21 protein-coding genes and 5 tRNA genes are annotated in these 23,501 nt (G+C 62.7%); 18 read left to right on the top strand and 8 right to left on the bottom strand.

Features of this window, described 5'->3' with window-relative positions; translation table 11 throughout:
* Positions 1-231 precede the first annotated feature (231 nt).
* The 16 genes from CZ203_RS04830 (at position 232) to CZ203_RS04755 (ending at position 12,181) form a co-directional block, all read left to right on the top strand.
* Positions 232-663: a MarR family winged helix-turn-helix transcriptional regulator gene (locus tag CZ203_RS04830; RefSeq protein ID WP_159456367.1), complete on the top strand. Its 432-nt coding sequence runs from the start codon at positions 232-234 to the stop codon at positions 661-663.
* 61 nt (positions 664-724) lie between these two features.
* A complete protein-coding gene (locus CZ203_RS04825; RefSeq protein ID WP_087065038.1) occupies positions 725-1,957 on the top strand; it encodes an MATE family efflux transporter in 1,233 nt (410 codons plus the stop codon).
* Positions 1,958-2,167: 210 nt separating this feature from the next.
* Complete coding sequence (locus tag CZ203_RS04820) at positions 2,168-2,599, top strand: Lrp/AsnC family transcriptional regulator (RefSeq protein WP_087065037.1); 432 nt, start codon at positions 2,168-2,170, stop codon at positions 2,597-2,599.
* Positions 2,600-2,897: 298 nt separating this feature from the next.
* A complete protein-coding gene (locus CZ203_RS04815) occupies positions 2,898-3,767 on the top strand; it encodes a class I SAM-dependent methyltransferase (RefSeq protein WP_087065036.1) in 870 nt (289 codons plus the stop codon).
* Positions 3,768-3,824: 57 nt separating this feature from the next.
* Positions 3,825-4,670, top strand: coding sequence for an energy-coupling factor transporter ATPase (locus CZ203_RS04810; RefSeq protein WP_087065035.1), 846 nt, complete (start codon positions 3,825-3,827; stop codon positions 4,668-4,670).
* Between the two features lie 68 nt (positions 4,671-4,738).
* On the top strand, positions 4,739-5,605 hold the full coding sequence (locus CZ203_RS04805; RefSeq protein ID WP_087065034.1) for an energy-coupling factor transporter ATPase: 867 nt from the start codon (positions 4,739-4,741) through the stop codon (positions 5,603-5,605).
* Entirely contained in the window at positions 5,599-6,405 is an 807-nt protein-coding gene (locus tag CZ203_RS04800; protein WP_087065033.1) for an energy-coupling factor transporter transmembrane component T family protein, read from the top strand. Before CZ203_RS04805 ends, CZ203_RS04800 begins: the two co-directional genes overlap by 7 nt.
* Positions 6,406-6,430: 25 nt before the next feature.
* On the top strand, positions 6,431-6,910 hold the full coding sequence (locus CZ203_RS04795) for a tRNA pseudouridine synthase A (protein ID WP_087065032.1): 480 nt from the start codon (positions 6,431-6,433) through the stop codon (positions 6,908-6,910).
* Between the two features lie 167 nt (positions 6,911-7,077).
* Positions 7,078-8,361: a DUF5711 family protein gene (locus CZ203_RS04790; protein ID WP_087065031.1), complete on the top strand. Its 1,284-nt coding sequence runs from the start codon at positions 7,078-7,080 to the stop codon at positions 8,359-8,361.
* The gene (locus CZ203_RS04785) at positions 8,321-9,043 is read left to right on the top strand and encodes a CvpA family protein (protein WP_087065030.1); all 723 of its coding nucleotides are present in this window, start codon (positions 8,321-8,323) and stop codon (positions 9,041-9,043) included. The genes CZ203_RS04790 and CZ203_RS04785 overlap by 41 nt, the downstream gene beginning before the upstream one ends.
* Positions 9,044-9,074: 31 nt before the next feature.
* Entirely contained in the window at positions 9,075-11,447 is a 2,373-nt protein-coding gene (locus CZ203_RS04780) for an ATP-dependent Clp protease ATP-binding subunit (RefSeq protein ID WP_087065029.1), read from the top strand.
* Positions 11,448-11,612: 165 nt separating this feature from the next.
* A tRNA-Gly gene (locus CZ203_RS04775) sits at positions 11,613-11,686 on the top strand.
* A 67-nt stretch (positions 11,687-11,753) separates the two neighbouring features.
* Positions 11,754-11,830 (top strand) — tRNA-Arg (locus CZ203_RS04770).
* Positions 11,831-11,847: 17 nt separating this feature from the next.
* Positions 11,848-11,924 (top strand) — tRNA-His (locus tag CZ203_RS04765).
* Between the two features lie 83 nt (positions 11,925-12,007).
* Positions 12,008-12,082 (top strand) — tRNA-Gln (locus tag CZ203_RS04760).
* Positions 12,083-12,105: 23 nt separating this feature from the next.
* Positions 12,106-12,181 (top strand) — tRNA-Lys (locus CZ203_RS04755).
* Between the two features lie 252 nt (positions 12,182-12,433).
* Here CZ203_RS04755 and CZ203_RS04750 read toward each other — a convergent pair.
* Together CZ203_RS04750 and CZ203_RS04745 are read right to left on the bottom strand one after the other, a co-directional pair.
* Entirely contained in the window at positions 12,434-12,619 is a 186-nt protein-coding gene (locus CZ203_RS04750) for a hypothetical protein (RefSeq protein ID WP_087065028.1), read from the bottom strand.
* Between the two features lie 69 nt (positions 12,620-12,688).
* Positions 12,689-13,048, bottom strand: coding sequence for an ANTAR domain-containing protein (locus tag CZ203_RS04745; RefSeq protein ID WP_087065027.1), 360 nt, complete (start codon positions 13,046-13,048; stop codon positions 12,689-12,691).
* Between the two features lie 179 nt (positions 13,049-13,227).
* On the opposite strand from CZ203_RS04745, the gene CZ203_RS04740 reads away from it, so the two are divergent.
* The gene (locus tag CZ203_RS04740) at positions 13,228-14,358 is read left to right on the top strand and encodes a GGDEF domain-containing protein (protein ID WP_087065026.1); all 1,131 of its coding nucleotides are present in this window, start codon (positions 13,228-13,230) and stop codon (positions 14,356-14,358) included.
* Between the two features lie 75 nt (positions 14,359-14,433).
* Here CZ203_RS04740 and CZ203_RS04735 read toward each other — a convergent pair whose 3' ends face one another.
* A complete protein-coding gene (locus CZ203_RS04735) occupies positions 14,434-16,884 on the bottom strand; it encodes a GH39 family glycosyl hydrolase (RefSeq protein WP_087065025.1) in 2,451 nt (816 codons plus the stop codon).
* 328 nt (positions 16,885-17,212) lie between these two features.
* On the opposite strand from CZ203_RS04735, the gene CZ203_RS04730 reads away from it, so the two are divergent.
* Positions 17,213-18,472 carry a uroporphyrinogen decarboxylase family protein gene (locus CZ203_RS04730; RefSeq protein WP_087065024.1) on the top strand — a complete coding sequence of 420 codons (1,260 nt, stop codon included), beginning with the start codon at positions 17,213-17,215 and terminating at the stop codon, positions 18,470-18,472.
* A 165-nt stretch (positions 18,473-18,637) separates the two neighbouring features.
* Here CZ203_RS04730 and CZ203_RS04725 read toward each other — a convergent pair whose 3' ends face one another.
* The 5 genes from CZ203_RS04725 to tenA all read right to left on the bottom strand — a co-directional run bounded on the left by CZ203_RS04725 (position 18,638) and on the right by tenA (position 23,372).
* A complete protein-coding gene (locus tag CZ203_RS04725; RefSeq protein WP_087065023.1) occupies positions 18,638-19,654 on the bottom strand; it encodes a Gfo/Idh/MocA family oxidoreductase in 1,017 nt (338 codons plus the stop codon).
* A 443-nt stretch (positions 19,655-20,097) separates the two neighbouring features.
* Positions 20,098-21,114 (bottom strand): ABC transporter substrate-binding protein, encoded by a 1,017-nt coding sequence (locus CZ203_RS04720; RefSeq protein ID WP_087065022.1) that lies wholly within the window; start codon positions 21,112-21,114, stop codon positions 20,098-20,100.
* A gap of 74 nt (positions 21,115-21,188) precedes the next feature.
* Entirely contained in the window at positions 21,189-21,944 is a 756-nt protein-coding gene (locus tag CZ203_RS04715) for an ABC transporter permease (protein WP_087065021.1), read from the bottom strand.
* Positions 21,941-22,696, bottom strand: coding sequence for an ABC transporter ATP-binding protein (locus CZ203_RS04710; RefSeq protein WP_087065020.1), 756 nt, complete (start codon positions 22,694-22,696; stop codon positions 21,941-21,943). Before CZ203_RS04710 ends, CZ203_RS04715 begins: the two co-directional genes overlap by 4 nt.
* Before the next feature lies 1 nt (position 22,697).
* Complete coding sequence (gene tenA / locus CZ203_RS04705) at positions 22,698-23,372, bottom strand: thiaminase II (RefSeq protein ID WP_087065019.1); 675 nt, start codon at positions 23,370-23,372, stop codon at positions 22,698-22,700.
* Between the last annotated feature and the right edge of the window lie 129 nt (positions 23,373-23,501).

Genomic DNA, 23,501 nt, shown 5'->3' with positions numbered 1-23,501 from the left:
CCCGCGCCCGCGCGTGGGGCGGCAAAGAAAGCGCCGCCGCGCGCGAAACCCGCGCCGCCTTCCCGCAAAGCCGGCTGGGCAAAGCCGAAAAAGAAGAAAAAGTGACCGCAGGGGATGGCATACGCCATCCCCTTTGCCCTTGTACACAAAATCTACACAATCTTCCCTCTTGACGCGGGGCGGTTTTGCGCCTATAATCATGTAGCAAGCTACAGATTCGGAGGGGAGCCTATGCCTGCTGTGCCATTTCCCGGCGAATATTTTAAGATGATCCAGATCCATGCCGTCGCGCGCGCCGACGCGGCGCTGCGCCCGCTCGGGCTGACGGCGGCACAGAGCGACGTGCTGCGCTTCCTGTCCATGCACGCCGCGGAGGAAACGACCGTACAGGATATCGGCGCGTTTTTCCACCTCAAGCACCCGACCGTCATCGGCATTTTGCACCGGCTGGAGGAAAAGGGCTTCATCTCGGCCGCGCAGTCGCCGCGCGACCGCCGCTGCCGCATCATCCGCCCCACGGCCAAGGCGGACGAGGTGATGCGCGTCATGGAGCAGGTGCACGAGGAACTGGACGCACGCTCGGCGCTCGGCTTTACCGACGCGGAACTGCTCCAGCTTCGCGGCATGTTGGAGCGCGTATACAAAAACGTCAGCGGCGGCTGACGTTTTCCATCCCCATAATAGGTAGCCCACTACTTATTATGTAATTACAGGAGGTAATATAATGAATCAAAATAGCGAATCAGTATTCAAAGACGCGCCGGTACCCCGCGCGGTCGCCAAAATGGCGATCCCGACCGTGCTGAGCATGCTGGTCGTCGTCCTCTACAATATGGTCGACACCTTCTTCGTCGGCCAGACGGGCGACGCGAACCAGGTCGCGGCGGTCTCCGTCGCCACGCCGGTGTTCCTCATCCTGATGGCCTTCGGCAACATGTTCGGCATCGGCGGCTCGTCGCTCATCTCGCGCATGCTCGGGGCGCAGGAGGGCGGCCGCGCCAAAAAGGTCAGCGCGTTCTGCTGCTACGGCGCGCTCCTGCTGGGCGTCGTGCTGGTCGCCGCGTCCCTGCTCGCCATGCCGGCGATCCTCAAGGTGATCGGCACCAGTGAAAACACCGTGGGCTACGCGGGCGACTACCTGCGCTACATCGTGCTCGGCGCGCCCTTCATCATCTTTTCCAACGCCTTCGGCAATATCATCCGCGCGGAGGGCGCGGCCACGGCCTCGATGGTCGGCAACATGGTCGGCACGGTGGTCAACATCGTGCTCGACCCCATCATGATCCTCGGCCTGGGCTGGGGCGTCAAGGGCGCGGCCATTGCGACCGTCATCGGCAATATCGCGGCCAGCCTGTTCTATCTGGCGTTTTTCCTGCGCGGCAAATCCATCCTGTCCCTAAGCCCGCGCCATTTCGCGGTGCGCGGCATTGCCGGGGGCGTGGTTGCGATCGGCCTGCCCGCCTCGCTCAACAACATCCTCATGAGCGTCACGAACATCCTGCTGAACAATTTCCTCGTCTCCTACGGCGACAACGCGGTCGCGGGCATGGGCGTCGCGATGAAGGCCAACATGCTCGTCGTCTTCGTCCAGCTTGGCCTTGCCATGGGCATCCAGCCGCTGGTCGGCTATGCCTACGGCGCGAAAAACATCGGCCGGCTGCGTAAGGTCGTCAATTTTTCCATCTTGTGCACCACGGTGATGGGCGTGATCCTGACCGCCGTGTACTTCTTCGCCGCGGACGGCATTATCTCGGTCTTTATCGCCGATACCGCCGTGATCGAGGCCGGCGTGCCCATGCTGCGCGCGCTGATGTGGTCCGCGCCCGTGCTCGGCGTGCTGTTCGTCCTGACCAACGCGCTGCAGGCGATGGGGCGCGCGGCGGCCTCGCTCGTGCTGTCCATCAGCCGCCNGGAAGGCGCCCCGCTGCGCGCCGCCCGCCCGGCGGCCGAGGGCTGACCTTCAACAATATACCCGAAAAAGTGTATTCTGCAAAGCGCGCCCCCGTGCAAAACGGATAAACAGCGGCTTCCCGCTTACTTTTGTTTGACAGCGCGGCGCGCCCGCAGTATAATAAAAAGCGAACAAAGGCGTTCATCGGAAGATGGGCGCCTTTTATCTTTTTCCCGGCGCCTTTACGCCTCCCGTCATCGAAAGGAAGGGTCTACCATGGATCAAATCGACGTGAAGCTGCTCAAGCTGCTGCAAAAGAACGCACGCGCGCCGGTCAAATACCTGTCCGGCGAGGTCTCGCTGTCCTCCCCCGCGGTATCCGCGCGCATCGAGCGCCTGGAGCGCCAGGGCGTGATCCGCAGCTATACCCTCGAGCTGGACCCGCTCCAGCTCGGGTACCATATCCTGGCCTACATCCATCTCGACATGTCGCCCGCGGAAAAGCCCAAGTTCATCCCGTTTATCCAGTCCTGCCCCAACGTGCTGGAGTGCAACTGCGTAACCGGAAATTATTCCATGCTGATCAAGGTATCCTACCCCTCCACGCAGGAGCTGGACAGCTTCATCGGCCGCCTGCAGCAGTTCGGCAAGACCGAGACGCAGATCGTCTTTTCCAGCCCGGTCGCCCCGCGCGGCGTGATGGTCTGACGGCGGCGGCCCCCTAATTTGCCCACATCATCCTATATCCTACCTCTCTTTTACGTGAAGGGGGACGGTGCGCCGCGGCGTTCCGTCCCCCTTCGCTAATATCCGTGTTTTTGTGCAATGTCCCACGGGAAACACCCCATTTAGCGCGATAAAACGGCTGTTTTTTGGTTGCACCGGCGCATATTTGGTGGTAGAATAAACAATAGTCGCATACTGCGCCTGCCCATCATAAATTTGACTGCCCGCGGCCGGGACAACCCCCGCCGCGCGGCGTTCCCGACGGAGGATACAAAAGACCATGTGGATTGCAGATCAATGGACCGATTATGCCGTACTCGATTGCGGCGACGGCGAAAAAGTAGAACGCTGGGGGCCGCACACCCTGGTGCGCCCCGACCCGCAGGCCATCTGGCCGCGCACGCCGGGCGAACGCGCCTGGAAAACGGCGGACGCGACCTATCACCGCTCGTCCTCGGGCGGCGGCAAGTGGGACATCCGCAAGCTGCCCGCGCAGTGGACGGTTTCCTACCGCGAGCTGACCTTCCAGCTCAAGCCGATGGCCTTCAAGCACACCGGCCTGTTCCCGGAACAGGCGGCCAACTGGGACTTTATCGACGGCATGGTGCGCGGCGCCGGCCGGCCGGTCAGCGTGCTGAACCTGTTCGCCTACACCGGCGGCGCAACGCTGGCCGCCGCCGCGGCGGGCGCGTCGGTCTGCCATGTGGACGCCTCCAAGGGCATGGTCGGCTGGGCGCGTGAGAACGCGGCCTCTTCCGGCCTGGGCGACCGGCCGATCCGCTGGATCGTGGACGATTGCAAAAAGTTCGTCGAACGCGAAATCCGCCGCGGCCGCAAGTACGACGCGATCATCATGGACCCGCCCTCCTATGGGCGCGGCCCCTCGGGCGAAACCTGGAAGATCGAGGAGGATATCGCGGGCTTTGTCGGGCTTGCCATGGGCGTGCTGTCGGACAAGCCCCTGTTCGTGCTGATTTCCAGCTATTCCACCGGCCTCGCCCCCTCGGTCATGGCCTACCTGCTCGGCATTACCGCGGCAAAGCGCGCCCCGGGCTGGGTCGAGGCGCAGGAGCTTGGCCTGCCGGTCAAATCGACCGGCCTTGTGCTGCCCTGCGGCTCCTCCGCGCGTTTTATCGCGGATACAAACTGAGCCGAAGCGCGTACGGCACGCGGCCAACGGCCCTAAAAAGAGATAAGGACGATTTTTATGTCTGAAATTATTCGCACGGAAGATTTGGAATACGCCTACCGCGGCGAGGACGGCGCGCCGGTGCAGGCGCTGGGCGGCGTAAACCTGACCATCGGGCGCGGCGAGTTCGTCGCGGTGCTCGGGCACAACGGCTCGGGCAAGTCCACGCTGGCCGGGCACTTCAACGCCATCCGCCTGCCCACGGGCGGCAAGGTCTACGTCGACCTGATGGACACCGCGGACCCAGAAAAGACCTACGAGGTGCGCAAGACCTGCGCCATGGTGTTCCAAAACCCGGATAACCAGCTTGTCGCGACCGTCGTCGAGGAGGACGTGGCCTTTGCGCTGGAAAACCTCGGCGTCCCGCCGGACGAAATCCGCCGCCGCGTGGACGACGCGCTGCGCGCGGTGGGCATGTACGAGTTCCGCCGCCACGCGCCGCACATGCTGTCGGGCGGCCAGAAGCAGCGCATCGCCATCGCAGGCGTCATCGCCATGATGCCGCGCTGCGTCGTGCTCGACGAGCCGACCGCGATGCTCGACCCGCAGGGGCGGCGCGAGGTCATGCAGGTCGTGCGCGAGCTGAACGCCCGCTTCGGCATCACGGTGATCCTGATCACGCACCACATGGACGAGGCCGTGCAGGCCTCCCGCGTGGTCGTCATGCACGCCGGCAAGGTGCTGATGGACGGCGCGCCCCGCGAGATCTTCACGCAGGTGGACGCGCTGCACGGCGCGCGCCTGACCGTGCCGCAGACCGTCGAGGTGCTGTCCGGCCTCAACCGCGAAACCGGGGCGGACCTGCCCATCGGCGCGCTGACCGTGGACGAATGCGCGGACGTCCTGGAAAAATACCTGGCGTAGACCGGCGCCCGGCCGGATACGACCGCCCTGCATCCCCTACTTTAATTGATTGACGGAGGGTAACCACCTTGTCTTACATCCTCGAGACCCGGGACCTGACCTACGTTTACGGGGCGGGTACCCCTTTTGAGCGCACGGCGCTCGACCATGTGAATATCGGGATCGAGCGCGGCGAGATCCTCGGCGTGATCGGCCACACCGGTTCGGGCAAATCCACGCTGATCCAGCATTTCAACGGGCTGCTCAAGCCCACCTCCGGCCAGGTGCTGCTCGACGGCAAGCCCATCTGGAATGAAAAGGGCAAGTGCGCGCGCGAAACGCGCTTCCGCGTCGGCCTCGTGTTCCAGTACCCGGAGTACCAGCTCTTTGAAGAGACGATCGCCAAGGACATCGCCTTCGGCCCGCGCAACATGGGGCTTCCCGAAGAGGAAACCGCCGCGCGCGTGCAGCACGCGATGGCCGTCGTCGGCCTTGCGCCCGAGCTGGCGGAAAAGTCGCCCTTCGCGCTGTCCGGCGGCCAGAAACGCCGCGTGGCGATCGCGGGCGTGCTCGCGATGCGTCCGGACGTGCTCGTCCTGGACGAGCCGACGGCAGGCCTCGACCCGTGCGGCCGCGACGAAATCCTCGGCTATGTAAGGGAATACCACCGCCAGACCGGCGCGACCGTGCTGCTCGTCATGCACTCGATGGAGGACGTGGCGCGCGTGGCCGACCGGATGCTCGTCATGAACCACGCCCAGGTCATGCTCACCGGCACGCCGCGCGAGGTGTTCGCCCACGCGGCGGAAATCACGGCGGCCGGGCTGGACGTGCCGGAGATCACCAAGGTATTTATGGAACTGCGCCGCCGCGGCGTGCCGGTCGACCCGTCGGTCTACACCGTGCCGCAAGCGCTCGACGCGATCCGCGCGCTCAAGGGGGGAAAGCCATGCTGAAGGACATCACGATCGGCCAGTTTTTCCCCGGCGAAAGCCCAGTGCACCGCATCGACCCGCGCGTGAAGATCGTGCTCGTCATCGCGATGATCGTCACGCTGTTCCTCGGCGCGGGGCCGGTTTCCTACGGGCTTTTTATCCTGTTCCTGCTCATGGTCGTGCACATTTCCAAAATCCCGCTTAAAATGGTGGTGCGCGGCCTCAAACCCATCCTGTTTATCGTCATTTTCACGGCAATCCTGAACCTTTTCTATACCCCCGGGGATACGTATATCTTCGAGTGGGGCTTCCTGCACATCTCGACCGCGGGCGTCAAGACCGCAATCCTCATGGTGCTGCGCATCATGCTGCTCATCGTCGGCACTTCGATGCTGACCTATACCACCAGCCCGATCCAGCTCACCGACGGCCTGGAGAGCCTGCTCTCGCCGCTCAAGAAGCTGCACGCGCCGGTGCACGAGCTTTCCATGATGATGTCGATCGCGCTGCGGTTTATCCCCACGCTGATCGAGGAGACCGACAAGATCATGGCCGCGCAGAAGGCGCGCGGTGCGGACTTCGAGTCCGGCAACATCGTCCAGCGCGCCAAGGCGCTCGTGCCGATCCTGGTGCCGCTCTTCATTTCGGCCTTCCGCCGCGCGGACGAGCTTGCCACCGCGATGGAGTGCCGCCTGTACCGGGGCGACGTCGGCCGTACCCGGATGCGCCAGCTCAAGGTGACGCGCGTGGATTACGCCGCGTCTGCCGTGTGCGCCGCCGTGTTCGGCGCGGTCATCGCGCTCGGGCGCTTCGGCCTTTAACCCTTTGCCTTTGGGGGCTTCCATTATGATGAAAAATATTGCCCTGGTGCTGTCCTATGACGGCACGGCCTATCACGGCTGGCAGGTACAGAAGAACGGCGCGTCCATCCAGCAGGCGCTGACGGACGCCGTCGGGCGCCTGCTCGGCTGCAAAACCTACGTCTCCGGCGTCGGCCGCACCGACGCGGGCGTGCACGCGCGCCGCTATGTCGCGAACTTCAAAGCGCCCTGCACCATCCCGATGGACCGCCTGCCCCTCGCGCTGAACGCCCAGCTTCCCGAGGATATCGCGGTATCGGGCGCGGCGGAGGTGCCGGAGGGGTTCGACGCGCGCTTCGACTGCACAAAAAAAGAATACGCCTACTACCTCTACCCGTCCCGCCTGCGCGACCCCTTCCTGTCCGGGCGCGCGTACCGCTACCATTACCCGCTCGACCTGCAAAGGATGCAGGAGGGCGCAAAGTATNGGCCGGGCCGACACTGCCCGCCTGCGGCCTGTTCATGAACCGCCTGTGGTACGGGCACACCCCCGCGCTCGACCGCTTCGGCCTGGCGGACTGACCGTTTTCCCGCCCCAAATGCACGATCGTTTACGGATACCACGCAGAAATTCACTGTTTATTCACATCTTTTCCGCATATTCGCGGTACAATGAGGGAGGTGGGGAGCACCATGGACGAAAATCAAAAAGTGGCGCGTTTCCCGGCCACCAAGCGCGAACGCCGCCGCCTGCTGCGCCGTTCCCGTGACGGGCGCATCCGCCTGGTCACGCTGCTGCGCGGGCTGACAGGCTGGCTGCTGCTGCTCTCGGTCATTTTGTTCCTTGCGGCGAATTTCCGGCTGTTCCTCCCGGATAACATGCGCCGCGTGGGGACTTATATCAGCCTGGGGCTGACAGCGGAGCCGGAAGACCTGTCCACCATCCCGTTCGTATCGGGCAGCTATGTGGACGCCGCGCTGTTCGGGGGCGGCCTCGCCGTGGCCGACAGCGACACGCTCTATGTCGCCCGCCCGGGCGGGCTCAACCAGCTTACCCTGCAGCTCGGCTACGCGCATATCGCGCTTGACACTTCCGAAGAATATATCCTGGCCTACGACCGCGGCGGCGCCGGCATCACGGTGACGAACGCGCTCGCCCCGCTCGAACTGGACTGGGGCGGCGACCAGCCCGGCGCGTCCATCATCAACGCCTCCATGGGGCGCGACGGCTCGTTCGCCGTCGTCACGGACGAAGCCGGGTATAAAACCGCGGTCCGTGTTTTCAATAAGGACCAGCAGCTCACGTATAAGTGGCTGACCTCGGAATATTATGTACAGTCCGCCGCGGTGTCGCCGGATGGGCGGCGCATGGCCGCGCTGGCTTTCCGGCAGGACGGCACGGCGCTCGAAGGCAAGCTGCTGCTGTTCGACCTCGGGCGGCAGGAGGTCGCCGCGGAATGCAGCCTGGGCACGAGCCTCGGCGTGGAGGCGCGCTTTTTAAACGACAATACCGTCGCCGCCGTGTGCGACACGGGCGCCTACCTGGTGAACCTCAAGGGGGAAACAGTGTATTCCGCCGCCTACCCGGCGAGCGACCTGGTCGGCTTTTCCTTTGATAACGGCGCGCTCGCGCTCGCCTGCCGCTCCTACACGAAATCCGCGCGCACCGAGGTGTCGGTGGTTTCCGCGGGCGGCGGCGTCACAGGCCCCCTGCTGGTCAGCGAGGAGCTGGCCAGCCTGTCCCTGTCAAACGGGCGGCTCGCGCTGCTCACCACGGCGGGGCTGCACGTCTATAACGACAAACTGGAACCGCTCTGGACGGACGCCTCCGCCGCCGGCGCACGCCGCATCCTGCTCGAACCGGACGGGACGGCCTGCGTGCTGTTCGGCAAGGAAGCCCGCCTGCTGCGGGAAACGCAATCGGAGGACCCCATCGATGGAAACGATACCCCTGCAGCTGACGCCGGAGACCCTTAAGCTCCTGCTGTCGCCAAGCGACCTGGTGCTGCTGGCCATCCTGCTCGCCAATGTGGTGGCAGGCCTGCGGCGCGGCTTTTCGCGCACGCTCTTCGGCCTGCTCGGCAAGATTGGCGCCTTCTTCCTGGCCGCCGGCGCGGCGCGGTTTGCCGCGCCCTATATGGCGCGCTACCTCGTGACCCCGATCGTGGGCGACGTGTTCCAGAAGCAGGCCCAGACGGCGCTGTCCGGCGCGGCGGGCGGCACGGACGGCGCGTCGCTCTTTGGTTCCCTTTCCGCCACGCTGCAAAGCCTTCTGGACGCCGACCTGCTTGCAGGCGCGGCGCAGCCGCTGAAGATCGCCGCGAAACAGGCGGCGCAGCGCATGGCCGAGAGCCTTTCCTATTTCCTGCTGTTCTTTATCTTCCTGGCCGCCTTCGCCTGCCTGCTCAAGATGGCGGGCGAGGCGTTCCACCTGATCGCGCGCGCCACCCCGCTGGGCGTGCTCGATGCGCTCGGCGGCGGCGCAGTAGGCCTCGTCTGCGGGCTTGTGCTCTCATTTGCCATCCTGTGGGCGCTGGCGCGCTTTTCCCCCGCCCTCTTTTCCGAGCTTGGCCCGCTTTCGCCGGCCGCGCTGGATAAGACCCTGCTTACGAAATCCCTCCTGGGGCTGATCCCCCCGGGGTTGCTCGGGTCGGCCTGACGCCGGCCCCTATATTTAAGGAGTATCTATTATGCAAATGCCAATGTGTTCCCGCTGCGGCAAGAATATCGCCGTAGTCTTTATCACAAAAATGGAAAACAGCGGTGCCACCACGCACGAGGGGATCTGCCTCAAATGCGCCAAGGAGCTGGGCATTAAGCCGGTTGACAGCCTGATGGAGCAGATGGGCATTACCGAGGACGACCTCGAGGCCCTCTCCGGCGAGATGGAGACGCTGGCCGGCGCGGAAGGCCTCGTCCCCATGGACAGCGACGGGGACGGCGACAGCGACGGCGACGAGCCGGAAAACGTCGAGGATTTGCCCGGCGGCGCGGAAGACGGCGAAGGCGACGACGGCTCGACCACCCGTTCCTTCCCCTTCCTCGAGAAGCTGTTCCAACAGGGGCAGGCGCACGGCGGCCCCGCCCCGTCGGAGGACGCCGCGTCCTCCGCGACCCGCACGGAAAAGCGCGACCCCAAGAAGGATAAGAAGCGCAAATTCCTGACGGGCTACTGCGACGACCTCACCGCCAAGGCGCGCGACGGCCGCATCGACCGCATCGTCGGCCGCGACCGCGAGACCGAGCGCGTCATCCAGATCCTGAACCGCCGCCAGAAGAACAACCCCTGCCTGATCGGCGAGCCCGGCGTCGGCAAGACCGCCGTGGCCGAAGGCCTCGCGCTGCGCATCGCGGAGGGCAAGGTCCCCTACAAGCTGCAAAACAAGGAAATCCACCTGCTCGACCTGACGGCGCTCGTCGCGGGCACGCAGTTCCGCGGCCAGTTCGAGAGCCGTATGAAGGGGCTGATCGACGAGGTCAAGCGCCTCGGCAACATCATCCTGGTCATCGACGAGGTGCACAACATCGTCGGCGCGGGCGATTCCGAAGGCTCCATGAACGCCGCAAACATCCTCAAGCCCGCCCTCAGCCGCGGGGAAATCCAGGTCATCGGCGCGACCACCTACAACGAGTACCGCAAGTATATCGAGAAGGACGCCGCGCTCGAGCGCCGCTTCCAGCCGGTCACGGTCGCGGAGCCGTCCATTGCGGACACGGTGGAGATCCTCAAGGGCATCCGCACCTACTACGAGGCCTTCCACGGCGTGACGATCTCGGACGCGATCTGCCGCCAGGCGGCGCAGCTTTCCGAGCGCTATATCACCGACCGTTTCCTGCCCGACAAGGCGATCGACCTGATCGACGAGGCGTGCTCGCGCGTCAACCTCGAGAACCCGGCGGTGGGCGAAATCCCGCGCCTGCAGAACGAGCTTGACAAGCTTGAGGAGGAGCGCGAGGCGCTGCTCCAGGAGGAGCAGAACGAGCGCACCTACGAGCGCATGGCCATGCTGCAGAGCCACGCCCTGCAGGTGCAGGGGCAGCTCGATACGCTGCGGCAGAAGCCCGCGCCCGCGCTGGACGCGGAGCACCTGGCGCAGGTCATCGAGCTTTGGACCGGCATCCCCGCGTCCAAGGTGTGCGAGATCGAGTTTTCCCGCCTGCAGACGCTCGAGGAGCGCCTTAAGGAGCATGTCATCGGCCAGGACGAGGCGATCGGCGCCATCGGGGCGGCCATCCGCCGCTCGCGCGCGGGCATCAGCCCCAAGAAAAAGCCGGTCTCCTTCCTGTTTGTCGGCCCCACCGGCGTGGGCAAGACCGAACTGGTCAAGCGGCTCGCCGCCGACTTGTTCGATACGCCCGAGTCGCTGATCCGGTTCGACATGTCGGAATTTATGGAAAAGCACACGGTGTCCCGCCTGGTCGGCTCGCCCCCGGGCTATGTCGGCTATGACGAGGCCGGGCAGCTCACGGAGAAGATCCGCCGCCGCCCCTATTCGGTCGTCCTGTTCGACGAGATCGAAAAGGCGCACCCCGACGTGCTGAACATCCTGCTGCAAATCCTGGACGACGGCCGCATCACCGACGCGCACGGCCGGGTCGTCAATTTTGAAAATGCGGTCATCGTCATGACCTCGAACGCCGGCTCGCAGAACAAGTCCGTACAGGTCGGCTTCGGCAAGACGGTGTCCGAGCAGGCCAAGGACCGCGCGATGAAGGCGCTCGAAAGCCTGATGCGCCCCGAGTTCCTCAACCGCATCGACGAGATCGTGGCTTTCAACCAGCTCAGCGAGGCCGACTTTACCCGCATCGCGGGCATCCTGCTCGGCGAGCTGCGCGATTCGCTGGCGGAGCGTGCCATCCGCCTGACGTGGGACGCTTCCCTGGTGGATTACCTGGTCAAAAAGGCCTTTTCCGTGCAGTATGGCGCGCGCAACCTGCGCCGCCTGATCGAAAAAGAGGTAGAAAACGCCCTTGCCGCGGAAATCGTGGCCTCGTGGGAGCACCCGCTGGCCGGCGCGCACATCACCGCGCAGGACGGCAAGCTCTCCGTGCAGACGATCTAAGCGCCATATGCGGCCGCCCCCGGGATGGGGGCGGCCGTCTTTTTGCGGCCCCGCCCCGGAGGCCATTTGCATGGGTCTGATACGCAAAAAATTTTTGATAAAAATGCAGAAACTTATTGACAACCCTATACTGCCTTGTTATAATATACAAGTCTCAGAAAACCCGCGGGTGTAGTTCAATGGTAGAATGTCAGCCTTCCAAGCTGAACACGTGGGTTCGATTCCCATCACCCGCTCCATTTTTAAGATGGGAAGATTTTCCTGAACAAGCAACACGGTACTCCCCAGCAAACGGGATTTCCTTATGCGCCAGTAGCTCAGTTGGATAGAGCAACTGCCTTCTAAGCAGTAGGCCGGGGGTTCGAATCCCTCCTGGCGTACCATTTGCAGCATCAATATGGTGGATATAGCTCAGTTGGTTAGAGCATCGGATTGTGGTTCCGAGGGCCGAGGGTTCGAGTCCCTTTATCCACCCCATTATTTAGACAAACGCGCTGCAAAACGCAGCGCGTTCTGTCTAAGCCCACCAAATAGCCGGGCAGCCGGAATCGAACGGATACAGGGGCGTCGCCAAGCGGTAAGGCATCGGCCTTTGACGCCGACATTCGCTGGTTCGAATCCAGCCGTCCCTGCCATTTTCCTGCCCTCCCTCATATCTGGTTCATTAGCTCAGTTGGCAGAGCACCTGCCTTTTAAGCAGGGTGTCCGGGGTTCGAATCCCCGATGAGCCACCAACAAAGGAACCCGCCTAATCGTATGGTTAGGCGGGTTTTTTTTGTTTATTTTAAAACTTTTTATTGCGCTACTGACATTTATGGATTTTTAATGATACCGCCTTATACGGCGTTTTCAGCCCTTTTACACGTCACCTAACACGCCGCCCAATAGCAACGATGATTTAACGGGGCCGCCCCCCCAAACACCCGCAAACGCCAAAAAGCCGCCCCTAACCGGGGCGGCTTTGCTGCGGCGCACCCGCAGGGCTTTTATTCCTCCGTTTTGCATGCACAATGCTTCCAGCGCCCCACGCTGCCGCCCTCCAGGCGGCGGGATATTTCCAGCAGCAGCTCAATTTCGCTGCGGAACGGGACGTCTCCCTCCTGCGTCCGCAGGACGCCCTGCCAGGTGCCTTCCTCGCAGGACGTAATTGTGATTTCAAAGGTCTGTTCCATGGTACGCATCCTTTCCTGCCCCAGTACACACGGCGCCTGCCCACGGACGCCGCCCCTCTTTCAATAGCATCATTTACCCTCCCAAAACGACCCGAGCGCCCGCGCTACCTTCTGGTAGGTCACCGGCTTCCGGCCAAAGTAGGCCACGCACAGCCAATATGCCTGCACGCCAAAATCCAGGTCGGAAAACCAGATCGTCTTCCCCGTCAGCAGGCGGGCGCTCGTGATGGTGTCCAGCCCTTCCACGCCGTCCTGCGCGACCACGACGATATCCGGCTCCGTCCGCTTGACCATTGCCGCAAGCCCCGGCCAGTCGGCGCAGCCTTCCACCTGTACCCCTTCTCCCCGCGCTGCATAGCACGCGCGGATGTGGGCCGTCAGTTGTGCGCGCTCCGTATCGTCCCGGTCGCAAATCATCACCTTTTGCATAGGCCGCCTCCTTCCGTCTTGATCCTTCCTTATGCCTTTACCTTAGCGGCGCGCCCGGTTCATTTCAAGTATTTGGCCGCAAACTGCAAATTTTGGCCGCAAATTCTATCGGCAGAAGTTGAGCTTTGCGCGATATTCCGCTATAATAGGTATACTGACCTCGGAAGGGAGGCGCCCCTTTGTCAAATATTTTTGCTGTTTTATCCGATCTGGTGGTCATCCTCTTTGACCTGCTGGTTTACTCCATGATCTTTGCACTGAAAAAGGAAACGCCGCTTTACCGCTTCCTGATGTACGGCGGCTGCGGCGTGATCCTCTTCTTCTATTTTGCGGGCGTCCACCTGTGGGGGATCCCCGCGTCTATCGCGTCAACCCTCTTTATGACCATCCCCAGCTTCCTGCTGTTCCTCGCCCTATCGCGCCACAAAGGGAGCCGCTTTTTATTGACCTTCTGCTTTGTGGATACCGTTTCGCTGATGATCGCGTTTTTAGGGCGCTATGTCGGCATTATGATCCATGGCGGGGCCGTGTTGGCATTCGTCGTGGTCGTCGCCATCTCTATCACCTTGCTGGCCATCGGGCGGGGGCGCTTTTCCTCCTACCACGTCCTGCTCGACACGGTGGATTCCGGCTGGGGCGCCATGGCGCTTGCCACGGTGCTGATCTATTTTGCCCTCATCTTTTTTGCCGCCTACCCCAAACCGATGCTGGAACGCCCGGAATACGCGCCCTGCTGGCTGGTGTTTGCACTGGTTGTGCTGGCCTGTTATGGCGTGTTCCTGCAATCCATCCATAAAACAATGCGTATCCAGGAGCAAAACCAAAAGCTGGAACACGAAAAACACCTTTTCCAAATGGTGTACACGGATACGCTGACCCGCCTGTATAACCGGGCGGCCTATGTGGAACACATCAATGACCTCGAACGGGAAGGCACGGGCAGCCCGGTTTGCTGTATCATGCTGGATTGCAACCACTTTAAGGAGATCAACGACCGTTTCGGGCATCACAGCGGGGACATGGCGCTCCAAAAAACCGCCGACGCCCTGCGCCTGGTGTTTGCCAATCGCACGGACAGCGTATTCCGCATCGGCGGCGATGAATTTGCGGTGATGCTTCCGGACGGCACGGTGGAGGAAGCCGCATCCCTGCTCGCACAGTTTGAAAAGGAAATGGAAGCGGCCGCGCAGGCGCTGCACATGCCGCTGTCCGCGGCGGCCGGGTATGCGGCCACCCAGCCCGGGGAAAGCATTGAAAACGCGTTTATCCGCGCCGACGCCATGATGTACCGGAATAAGAAATGCAGGTAGCCGCCGCGCGGAAAAAAGCCCCCCAGGCCGTATTGGCCGGGGGGGCTTCCCTATTCCCATGCGCCGTACGCCGCCTCACCCCTCGTGCAGCCGGTGGAGGGTGATAAGCCGCACCTCGTGCGCGCGCAGCTCCGCGGTGAATTCATACGTCCCGCCAACCGACCGGATGCCGGTGGACACGCTGGGCTTTGCAACCTGTTTCATGTACTCGGCCTGTTCGCGTGTCAGCTCGTCCGGCGCGCCCATATAGAGCCACATGTCGTAAGAGCTGCCGCCCTCCTGGTTGACGCACTGCTCCGTGATGCTGTAATTGCCCGGGCGCATGTGGCCAAGCCGCACATGGAAGGAGACCTCGTTTTCGAAGCGGAACACGCTGTCGCTTTTTGTCGTGTAATGCTGCTGGTAGAGCAGGTCGTAGTGGTAGTAGTGGTACAGCATCACTTGGATATCGTCGCCGTCGCGCGTGATGTACCAGCCGTCCCCGCGGCACAGGAGGCGGCCGCCCAGCCGACGCAGCAGCTCGAGCGCGTAATACCCCGCCTTCGGGATGCCGTTAAACGTCAGGATGCCGTAGCCGCCGTGGAAGACCTGCGGGGCGTGGGGCACCTCCTCCATAAAGTCGCTCAGCGTCCAGTGGCCGAAGGACTGGATGCGCTGCTCGTTCTCCAGGATGTTCTTGACCAGGAAAGCCGCCTTGAAGCAGCTGTCGTTGCACGCGTCCCGCTGCCAGACCGTGGAGTTCCACGCCTCAAACAGCACCGGCGGCGGCTCCAGCCCGCGCTGGCGGAACCCCGCCTCCAGGAAGTCCAGCTTATGCGCCAGATAGTCCTCGTCCGGGCTGTGCGGCAATGGCATGGTATCCTGCGCATAGACCTTTTGGAAGGCCTCGCCGCCCGGCTCCCCATAATCGCCGTAAAAACACTGGAAGGAAAGGAAATCCGGCTTGCAGCCCGCCGCGCGCCCCCGCTCCAGGTACGTCCAGAAACGCCGGTAGCCCGGCGACAGCAGGCCGATATCGTCGTTCAGGCCGAAGGCCAGCCCCGGGTGCACGCCCTTGACCGCTTCATAGGTCGCCTGCCACAGCGTCCACCACGCGTCCTCGCTGATGCAGCCATAATAGACATAGATGGCGTTGAACAGCGTGAATTTCCAGGTGCACACCGCGCGCAGGCCATACCGGTTGATGCAGTGGCGCAGCGTCGCGCCGACGAGCGCCGTCCACCGCCGGAGGTCGCGCGGGAAGCAGATGCGTGAAAAGTGGTTATAATAGGCCTTTCCGTCCGATGCAAGCGCGGGCGGGATAAAGCCCAGCTCGACAAACGGCGACAACCCGTGCGCCAGCAGGAAATCGAACAGGGTGTCAAGATAGGTAAAATTATAGCGCGGCGCGCCGCCGGCCTCCTGGTACACGTACATATCGTAGTCAAAGATCCCGTGGAAGCGCACCATGCGGAACCCCAGCTCCTCCGCCGCGCGGGCGACCTGCTGCTGCAGCGGCGCGAGCAGCGCCTCCTTCGCCCAGCCGACGTTCATGACCTGGTTCCAGCCCGCCGGCCGCCGGCTGCCCGCCTGGCTGCAATCCGCGGCCGCCTCCCGCGTCTCGATGCTCCGGCGCAGCAGCGCGGTCCTGCCCGCCGAGCCGGTCGCGTGCCGCAGCAGCGTCCCGAACGCCTCGCCGTAGCCCTCGTCCGGCAGCGTCTGGTAATAGCGCTGCGCCTGGCCGCCCTTGCGGAATTTGGCGGGCGTTTTCCCATAGACCGCGCTGAAGTGCTGGATAAACGCGGTCGCGCCCGAAAAGCCGTTGCGCCCCGCGATCTCGGTGACGCTGTCCTTGGTATTCATCAGGTCGGCATACGCGTGGTTCAGGCGCACCATGCGCAGGTACTGCGCGAACGAGGTCTGCAAATACGTCCGGAACAGGTGCGAAAGGTAGTTCGGGGAGATAAACGCCTCCTTAGCCACCGATGCGAGCGTCAAGCCCTCCATATAATTCTGGTCGATATACTGCACCACCCGCTGCAGGTGCGCCACGGTGCGCTGGGCGCGCCGCCCCGTCCGCCCTTCGCGCACGCAGAAATTCCCATCCAGGATGGCCAGGATGCGCAGGATGTTTTCATAGACCTCGTACTTGTCCGCCTGCCCCTCCCGGCAGCACAGCAGCAGCGCGTCGGCCATGAACCTCCGGATTTCCCCGCACGCGTCCCGCGGGGCGGCCGGGTCGTTCGAGCGGCACCGGATGGCCTCCCCCTCCCGCTGCGTGCGCAGCGCCAGCAGTGCGGGGAAGATAAACAGCGAGACGGCGCGGCAGCCCGTGCCCTGCAAAGTGTGGATCTCGTAGGGGTTTAGTACGATAAAATCGTCCCGGCCGAGCGTGTGGGCCTCGCCCTGTACCGTGCACGACAGCCCCTCCCCCTCCAGGACGTACAAAATCTCAAGCTCGGCGTTCCAGCCCGGCACGCCGTCAAATTCCTCCGTCATCTGGAAGCTGATATAGTTGTTTTCCGGGATCAGGTTCCACAGGCGCATGCCGTCCCCCCCTTTGCCGCAATGCGGCGGCCTGCCGTATTGCCGCGCCGGGCGGCGCAGCTTCCGTCAAAATACACAAGCATTGCGCATCCGCTTTGTGCAGCCGCTTCAAAATCCAGCTTATCAAACTGTAAAATATCAGTTATCAACGTTTTTCCCTTTCTCCCCAGAGCATCTTTCCGCCTTTCCCGTGTCCGCGCGGGACGAAACCTTTGGAATCCGATATATTTTGTGCTACTTGCATGATATACTACCTAACAGAAGAAGTCAACTGGGCAAAATCACGGAGCCTATGCGCGATCGACAATTTGGGAAAGAGGTCTTTGACATGACATCAAAAGAACGTGTGAAGTGTGCATTTTCGCATCAGCAGCCCGACAAGGTGCCGCTCGATTTCGGCGGTATGAGCTGCTCCCAGATGCACGTGACCATTATCGACAAGCTGCGCAAGTATTACGGCCTGGAGCCCCGCCCCATCCGGCTGTGGGACGTGTTCGGCATGACCGGCCTGATCGACGACGACCTGAAGGACGCGATCGGCACCGATGTGGAGATGGTCCGCGCCTTCAACGGCTGTTTCGGCATTTCGGACACCGGCAAATGGAAGGAATACCGCATGTTCGACGTCGACCTGCTCGTGCCCGAGCAATTCGAGGTCGCGGACGACGGCAAGGGCGGCCTGCTCATTTACCCGCAGGGCGACCGGGCTGCGCCGCCGAGCGGCCATATGCCTGCGGGCGGCTACTATTTTGACAACATCGAGCGCCAGGAGGAGATCGACGAGGACGACATGCACGCCGACGACAACCTCCAGGAGTACGGCCCCATCAGCGAGGCGGCGCTCGCGTATTACCGCGCGGAGCTTGCCAAATACAAGGGCAGCAAGCGCGCGGTCGTGCTCGACCCGGGCGGCGCGGCGCTAGGCGACGCGTCCCAGATCGCAGGCCCCGGGCTGAAGCACCCGAAGGGCATCCGCAGCGTGGCCGATTGGTACATGGCGCCCCTGCTCTACCCGGACTACGTGCACGAGGTCTTCCGCCGACAGACCGATTATGTGCTGGAAAACTGGAAGAAGCTGCACGAAATCGCCGGGGACATCGCGGATATCATCTATGTCTGCGGCACGGACTTCGGCGCGCAGCAGTCGCAAATGTGCTCCGGCGCGGCATTCGACGAATTCTATATGCCCTACTACCAGAAGGTCACGGGCTGGGTGCATGAAAACACCGCCTGGAAGACGCTCAAGCACTCCTGCGGCGCGGTTTACCCCTTTATCCCGAAGTTCATTGAGAGCGGCTTTGACGCGCTCAACCCCGTGCAGTGCTCGGCCGCCGGCATGGAGCCGCAGCGGCTCAAGGACGATTTCGGCGACAGGATCCTCTACTGGGGCGGCGGCGTGGACACGCAGAAGGTGCTGCCGTTCGGCACGCCCGAGGAGGTGCGCCGCCAGGTGCTTGAACGCTGCGAAATCTTCTCCAAAAACGGCGGGTATATCTTCAATTCCATCCATATCGTGCAATACGGTACCCCGATTGAAAACGTGGTCGCCATGATCGACGCGGTGCACGAGTTTAACGGCGGGCGGTAATTGGATTGCCGGCACGGGGAAAGGGGCTGCTTCCTGCGGGAAACAGCCCCTTTTTTGCTTATCATGCCACATATCCTTTTGCCAGGTACCTTTTATTTTCCGCGGCTTTTTACCCGCAAAAAAAGGCTTCCGGCACAAGCCGGAAGCCTTTTCGATTGGTAAATATTAGTCCATCGGCAGCATTTCGTTCTTCAGGAAGGACTCCTTGCAACGGAATGCAATTTTGGTGCTGTTGGTGCCGTCTACGACGCTCGGGGAAGCCGGGCGGCCGTTCTGTACGCAATCGCAGAACTCTTCCAGCTCGGTGATGTACGCATCGTGCCAGCGGCTGACAAAGTCCTGATAGCACTCGCGGCATACGCCGTGCTCGCTCATGACTTCCAGCATGGAATCGGTCGGGACTGCCGCGATGCGCAGGGTGCCGCGGGTACCGACGATCTCGGTCTCAACATGCGAGCCGTGCGCAGCGGCGCGGCCGGCAAAGAAGAACGCCATCGCGTCGTTCTTGAACTGCAGCATGCAGGCGACGTTGTCGCCATCGTCCCAGTCCTTGTACTGCTTGAACTCGAAGCAGCCGCCGATCGCCCACAGGTTCTTCGGCTCGGACTCGGTCAGCCAGCGCAGCAGGTCGATGTCATGGATGGACATATCGATGAACTGGCCGCCGGAGCGGGGCGCATACTCCAGGGTGCCCTTGATGATGGAGATCGGGTCCTGCGAATAGCAGCGGACGAGGATGACCTTGCCGATGTCGCCGTTCTCGATCTTCTTCTTCGCCAGGCGGTAGGAGTAGTCGAAGCGGCGCATGAAGCCCAGCATAAAGGTCAGGTCCGGGTGCGCGGCGATGATCTTCTCGGCCTCGAGGCACTTCTCTACGTTCTCAGCCAGCGGCTTCTCGCAGAATACGTGCTTGCCCGCATCCATTGCGATGCGGATCATATCCACATGGGAAGCGGTGTTCGTGATGATCGCAACAGCCTCGACTTCCGGGTTTGCGCACATCTCCTTCGGGTCGCTGTATACGGACGGTACGCCCAGTTCCTCAGCGACTTCCTTCGCACGGTCGAGGTTGCCGTCGCAGATCGCGACGAGCTCGGCGCCAGGTACGCGGGTTGCAATGTTGCAAGCGTGCTCGTAGCCCAGTCGGCCTACACCGATGATACCCATTTTCAACTTTTTCATGATAACTTTCCCCTTCTTTTCATTAGGTTAATACTGACAGAAGCGGTGTACGGTATGGTTCCCGACGTACACGCGCACCCTGCGGTTTTCCGGACGGGTCGCCCCGCCCAGCCCCAACAGCCGGCGCAGTAAACCAGGTTCAATACACTGTGGGGTTGCTTCTCCTCATGGATTAAGTATAACAGCCCGCCCCAGATTTGTCATGCAAGTTTTTGGTTTATTTCAAAAATAGTGATATCATACGGAAATTGCCGCAAGCGCCCGGCAAAATGGCGGTTTTCACAAAATTCATACCGCCTAGCCCAATTGTATACACTCCTCGTACAAAGGCGCGCGCATATTTTTATCATATTCCTGCTTTTCTATCGCCGGGACGGCTGCAAATGGCAGCGCCCGCCGCAAGGGAACCCCTGCGGCGGGCGCTGCCATGGTTTGGGCTGCAGTCAGTACGGGATGTCGGCCATCACGTCCTCGACCGCGGGCTTCTCGTCGATCAGCCCCTGGCCGTACAGCCAGTCGATATTTTCCTGCCAGCACGCGGCGGTCTGGCTCAGGAACTTCGCATCCGCGGTCTCCATCAGCGGCAGCAGGGTCTCGGTGGACTGGCGCTCCACGCTTTCGTCCAGCGCAAAGTTTGCCTTGTCCTGGTGCGCCAGCAGGATGGCGAGCGTGCCCTCGGGGTCGTCCTTCATATCCTGGAAGCCCTTCGCCGAGGCGCGCAGGAAGCCGGCCAGCACCTCGGGCTCGCTTTCGATCAGCTTGTCGTTGGCGAGGAACACGCCCTCGTAGTACTGCGGCACGCCGTAATCGTCCGGGAAGAAGTAATTGACCTCGAAGCCCTCCTTCTCCATCTGCGGCACCTCATGGTTGACCAGGCAGCCGATCGTCGCGTCGACGTTGCCGGTCGTCATGGCGGGCATCAGGTCGAAATCGACGTTCTGCATCTTGACGTCGGAATAGTCCGCGCCCGCGTCCTCCATGATCGCCTTGATCAGCGCCTCGGACAGCTCGGTGCCCGCGTAGCCGATGGTCTTGCCGACCAGGTCGCTAGGCCCTGTGATGCCCTTTTCCTTGAGCGACAGCACGATATTGAGCGGCGACTGCACCACCGCGCCGATCGACTTGACCGGCACGCCCTGGTTCGCGCGCGCCATGATGACGTCCTGCTGGTAGTACAGGCCGATTTCGCTTTTGCCCGCCGCGACCAGGCTCATCGCGTCGTTCGCGTTGGCCGGGAACTGGACGTTGACCTTGAGGCCTTCCTCCTCATAATAGCCCTTTTCCATCGCGTCATAGAGGAAGGCGTGCAGCGCGTTCGGGTACCAGTCGAGCACGACGTTTATCTCGCGCAGCCCCTTGCCGCCCGCGGGCGCCTGCGCGCCCTCCCCGCCGTCGCCCGCGGACGAACAGCCCGTCAGCAGCAGCGCCGCCATGGTGAAGATTGCAAAAATGCGTTTCATAGAAACTCTCCTTGATGTGTTAAATATATTAAATATTACGTTTTGTTATTGAAAAAACGCGCGTTTTTCCCCTCTTAGCTCTCCCCGCGCCATTTCAGCAGGCGCTTTTCCAGGAGCGAGACCACGCCGACCAGCAGCATGGCCACCGCGCTCAGCAGCACGATCGGCGCGAACACGCCCGGGCCGTCGAGCTGGGTCATCATGCGGCGGCTGAAGTAGCCCAGGCCGGACTGCGCGCCCAGCCATTCGCCGATGGCCGCGCCGATGATGGAAAGCGGCACCGCCATCTTGATGGCGGAGAAGAAATACGGCAGCACCGCGGGGAGCTTGAGCTTGCAGAAGATCTCCCGCTTGCCCGCGCCGAAGGTGCGCAGCAGGTCGGCCATCTCGCCGCTGACGGCGCGGAAGCCGTCGAACACCGAGATCGTGATCGGGAAAAAGGTGATCAGCACGGTGACGAGCACGCGGCTCCAGATCGTATACCCGAACCACAGCACAAAGAGCGGCGCGAGCGCGGTGGTGGGGATGGTCTGCGAGGCGATGATCACCGGGTAGAGCGCCTTTTCCGCCATCGGGAACGCGTCCATCACGACCGCCAGCAGCACGCCGAGCACGACCGAGATCGCAAGCCCCACGCCGGTGCACAGCATGGTGGCGGGCAGGTGCGCGGTGAAGAGCGGCTCGCGCAGCTCCCACAGCCGCACGAGGATCTGTACCGGCGACGGGATGATATAGGCGGCGTCAGCCTTCATCGCGCCGAGCTGCCAGGCAAACAGCAGCACGGCCAGGAACACCAGCGCGGGCAGGTTGCCCTTACAGCGGTTTTTCATGCTCGCGCCCCCTTCCGCAGCATATCGATGAGCTGCTCGCGCAGCGCGATCATCTCCGGCCGGCCGAGGCACTCCCGCGTGCGCGGGTAGCCCGCGGGCACCTCGATCGAGGTCAGGCGCGCGATCGGCCACTCGGTGGCGACCAGCACGCGCCCGGACAGGAAGAGCGCCTCCTCCACGTCGTGCGTGATGAAGAGCACGGTCTTGCGGTCGTCCTCCCACTGGCCGAGCAGCCATTCCTGCATGGAAACGCGCGTCAGGAAATCGAGGGCGGAAAACGGCTCGTCCAGCAGCAGCAGTTCCGACCCGGTCAGCAGGGTGCGCGCAAAGGCCGCGCGCTGCCGCATCCCGCCCGAAAGCTCGGCCGGGCGTTTGTCCCGCCAGCCGGCCAGGCCGACGTGCGCAAGCGTCGCGTCGACGCGCTTGTCCTGCGCCGCGCGGGGCAGCCCCCCGGCGACCTCCATGGGCAGGCGCAGGTTTTCCCCGATCGTCCGCCACGGGAACAGCATGTCGCGCTGCGGCATGTACCCGCAGTAGCCGCGCCTGCCCCGGACGGACGCCCCGTCCACCACGATATCGCCCGACGCGGGCGCGAGCAGGCCGTTGATGAGCCGGAAAATGGTCGATTTGCCGCAGCCGGACGCGCCGACGAGCGACACGAATTCGCCCTTGCCCACATGGAAGGACAGGCCCTTCACCGTGTCCTCCCCGTCCCCCGGATACCGGAAGACGACGTTCTGGAAATCGAGCATATCACATCTCCATTTTCCAGGCCATGTCCCAGAACATGCCCTCATAGCGCGAGCACGCGACGAAAATATCGGACAGGCGGCGCAGCTGCGCTTCGGTATAGCCCGCCGTGAGCTGCTCGACGAGCGTGACCAGTTTACGGTTGGCCTCCGCATAGCCCTCCGCGGCGTAGCCGCGCACCCACTCGCCGTAAAAGGCGTGCTCCGCCGCCGCGGGGTTGCTTTCCACGATACGCTTTGCGATCTCCTCATAACTCAGCGCGCAGGACAGGATGGCCGCCGCGATCTCCGCCGGGCCTTCCTCCTCCGCGACCGCGCGCATATAGGCGGTATAGGACAGGTTGGCCAGCGCCGGGCGGGCGCGCTCGGCCTCGTCCCGGGAAATGCCGAGGCGTTCCATATAGGCCTTGTGGATGTCCATTTCCCCATCCAGGATCTGATGGACATAGGAAGCGAACGCCCGCATCACCGCGGGTTCGCGCGCCTTGACCACGCCCATGGCGAACACGCGGGCATAGTCGAACAGGTACAGGTAGTCCTGCACCAGGTAAAAACGGAATTTTTCCACATCAAGGCTGCCGTCGGCAATCCCCCGGACGAACGGGTGGGCATGGTAGCCCTCCCAGACGCCGCGGGCCGCGTCGAGCAGGCGCTCGGTGGTTTGGTTGACAGTAGACAAAGTGGTACCCTCTTTCTACGGTGTTTGTAAGCCGCCGGCGGGTTGCCGACAGCAATTTGTGGCATGGCTGCCGGAAGCAGCCGGTTTAACGGGGCGTTACGCGCGCTTCCCGCGCGAGCTGCCCCGGGG

The sequence above is a fragment of the Intestinibacillus massiliensis genome, from assembly GCF_900155735.1.
Lineage (GTDB): Bacteria > Bacillota > Clostridia > Oscillospirales > Butyricicoccaceae > Intestinibacillus > Intestinibacillus massiliensis.
The sequence above is the reverse complement of the archived record's forward strand: the minus strand, read 5'-3'. Positions and strand labels throughout refer to the sequence as shown.